General features: G+C 39.5%; 2 protein-coding genes and 1 pseudogene. All 3 read right to left on the bottom strand.

All coding sequences use genetic code 11. The features are described 5' to 3' along the window. Nucleotides 1–656: ParB/RepB/Spo0J family partition protein (locus LEP1GSC199_RS07435; RefSeq protein WP_002980026.1), on the bottom strand; the 656-nt coding region annotated here is incomplete at its 3' end. Between the two features lie 27 nt (nt 657–683). Continuing rightward, nucleotides 684–1,415: a ParA family protein gene (locus LEP1GSC199_RS07430; RefSeq protein WP_039926351.1), complete on the bottom strand. Its 732-nt coding sequence runs from the start codon at nt 1,413–1,415 to the stop codon at nt 684–686. A gap of 606 nt (nt 1,416–2,021) precedes the next feature. Continuing rightward, nucleotides 2,022–3,196: pseudogene (locus LEP1GSC199_RS22280) on the bottom strand (integrase core domain-containing protein). Nucleotides 3,197–3,296: the final 100 nt, after the last annotated feature.

Here is a 3,296-nt window from a genome sequence, read left to right as displayed (position 1 = left end):
ACGCCACGTATGGCCTTTTTTCTATTGGTCATATCTAAAGGGGCGATTTCGGTGAATAAACTGGTAGGAATTTGAAAGATTGGGTGATTTTTGTCGGACGTTGTATTGATGTTTGTTTCTTTTAAAATTTCTGCGTGAGCAATTTTTGTTTTAACCCACTGTGCAGATTTATTAATACGTTTTGCCAGTTGTTCGTTGGTTTCTTTATGTCTGTTTTTAAGTTCTTGGAGAGAAAGTGCCAAGTCTGATTCAGAAAGGTCTTCTCTTTGTAAGTTTTCAACTAATTTGATTTCTGGCAACTTGGAGATATCAATTTGTTCTACATTTTTAACAATTGCAAGAATGGTTTTTCTTTTGAGAAGTTTGTGAGCTCGGAATCGACGTTCTCCATTGATAAGTTCATACTTCCCTGCTTTTTTTCTTACGACAATTGGTTGTAAAAGTCCGTATTGGGAAATGGATTCTGCAAGTTCTCGGATTGTGGATTCGTTAAATGTTTTTCTTGGGTTGTTTTCTGTTAGGATCTGGTCAACGGGAATGTCCGTGGCATTATGATTTGACGTTTCCTCTTCTTTTAAAAATGGGTTAAGGGTAGAGGTTCTTACTGTGGCTCTAGAAAGGATGTCCGCTGGATTGTAGTTTGCTTTGTTTTTCATATTTTTGATTAGGTACGCCGGCGTACTTTATTTTAATTTCTCCGCTAAGGTTTCGAAAGCTTTCCAGGGAGCACTTCCTTCTTGTAGAGGTTTCCCGGTTTCTGTACGGTCCCGAATACTGTCATTTTTTGGGATGGGATCTAGGATTTTTAACGTTTTTATGGTGTTCAATTTTTCAAGAAGATCCATTTGTTTTTGTGAGGTTCCCCACTGAGAAGGGAGGATCATAACTGATTTTTTTTTGGATTGTTCGTCGAACCTTTCTGCTTCGTCAACTTTTTTGAGAACTTGGGCAACGGTTCTGACCGCCCATTTAGAAGGTGTAACCGGAACAAGGATTACAGAGGCAGGAAGATAAGACGCAATATTTTCTGATGATCCTGATCCGGGAGTATCTATGACCACATAGTCGTATTTAGCTTTAAGCAAAATGTTTTTAAGGCGGGGGATCATAGAGAAATCTTTTGAAGCTAGATAACTTAAGTCGGAAAGTTCGATGATTGATGGTAATACGTCAATGTTGTTTGAAGGTTTTACTGATTCGGCGAGTGTAGTTTCTGCGCTTAAAACGGAGAGAGTATTTCCTGAATCAAAGAATTCAACAGGTTCTTCGGGGAAAAAAAAGTCAGAAAGATCTGCTTGTGGATCCATGTCTATGGCCAGGGTGGAGCCTTTTTTGGAAAGGGCTAAGGCTAGGTGGATGGCAGTGGTGGATTTGGAGGTCCCACCCTTGATATTGGCAACTGTAATGATTTTCATTGCAAAATGAGTTTGCGATTGGTGCATCTTGGTGCAATTAAAAATCAAAAACTGGATTATTTTTTAAAAAGTACGCCGGCGTACCTCGGATTCTGGAAAATCTTTGACTCTGTTTTGATTGGTTCGGAAAAAACTTTTGCGCAAAGGATCGAAGCGGAAATCCTTTCCTGAAGGGAAAGATTGCAGCGGAGAGCCTGGTCGTTTGACTGGGAACAAAAAAGAGGAAGGATTCGATGCGCCCAAACTTTCTTTGGTTTTATTTTGGTCTTAGAGAAAAAATTTCTTGTACTATTTTTGTAGATTGTTACATTGTTCGTAACCCCTTTAACCGGGTGATGTAAACTCTCTGGATTGTGTGGAAGCAGTTCAGAGAGACTTCTCTCCTCTTTCTCTGTAGATAATTTTCCATTTTGCTATCCCCTACTCCTAGTTTGAAATTTTCTCTTTGGAATCGGAACCGATATTTTCGGTTCTATGGAATCTGGAATTATGTCACATTAAAACTTGACAGAAAATCGAATCTAGTGCTAATAGAGATTGGGTAGGGGAGTGTATGAAAAGGCACATCGGTAACACTTTAGATCACTCACATGGGTTACACTTTTACTAGTCAATTCTATACAATAGCCTCTGGTATTTCAACACTTTACTCGTATACAAATCCAAAATTCCAAGAATTGCATCCGCAAAGTAAAGACGACAATGCCGATCAGATATCTCTTCAAAGCCAACTACCTCTCCAATGAAAGGATTCCCAAAGAACACTCGATGGGGCCCGTACTGCGCAAAACCACTTTCATGGACTTTATCGGTAACAATATGTGTGGGATAAGCTACCTCTAGAATCTTTTTTGGGAATGTCCTTTTCGAAGATTTATAAACTTTTGCAGGTGTCAGAAAACCCAAAGCTTCATGTGGTCTTACCTTATTAAATTCTTCACGGTATGAATCAAAGGCGGTCTGTTGTGCATCCAAACTAGATCTTGGAGGTAATGCAGTTTCTTCTTTGAGTGTTCTGTGCATTCTCTCATGACGACCGTTCTGAGATGGTTTCCCTGGTTCAATGCGTTCCGGTCGGATCCCTAATTTCAACCACCATATAGAAAGACTAGTTAAGCCGCCAATGGCCTTACTTGCAAAAGGTATCCATTATCTGATTTGTTGCCTGTGGTAGTCCATATTCTTTAAAAACCCTTTCAAATACCGCTTTTGTTTGCTCTGCATTCGTTTTATTCAGGATTTCACATGCTAGAAGGTAGCGACTATATGCATCTGTAATTGTTAGTGGATCGCAGCGATTGCCATTTCCTACTGTAAAATGGCCTTTAAAATCAACACACCATACATCATTGGGAGCGACTACATTGGAAAAAGGAAATAGAGACTGTGGAACTCTTGGTCTTTTTTTCTTAGGTTGACTAGGCCTTTTTTGCGAAGAATGTTTCCAATTGTAGTTTCACTTGGAATCTGTTTCATGCGATGAAACTTTGCTTTGAGTATGGGACGGAGTTTTTTGGGACCCCAAGATGGATGGTCTTCACGTAAAGATACAATTAGGTGAACGATTTTCTCAGGAGTTTCATTGGACTGAGTGATTCTTTTTCAGATTTATCTTTGAGTCCGTCGATACCTTCCGACTCATAATTCTTTAGATATTTATAGCCAGTCTTTCTCGATATATTAAAGTCTCGGCAAAGATCGGCAAAACACCACTGACCACTTTTAACAGCTGCTATGAACTTGATTCTTTCTTCTATCACTTTGGTTTCCTTCCAAGGCATCGGATTGTCCTCCGATACACAATGTAGGTGTTACCCATGTGAGTTGTCTCTTTTGTTACCTATCTGACCTCCTCATACCTATCCACCTACTTGGTTTATA

Source organism: Leptospira vanthielii serovar Holland str. Waz Holland = ATCC 700522, assembly GCF_000332455.1.
GTDB lineage: Bacteria > Spirochaetota > Leptospiria > Leptospirales > Leptospiraceae > Leptospira_A > Leptospira_A vanthielii.
This window is presented reverse-complemented; position numbering and strand designations above follow the sequence as displayed.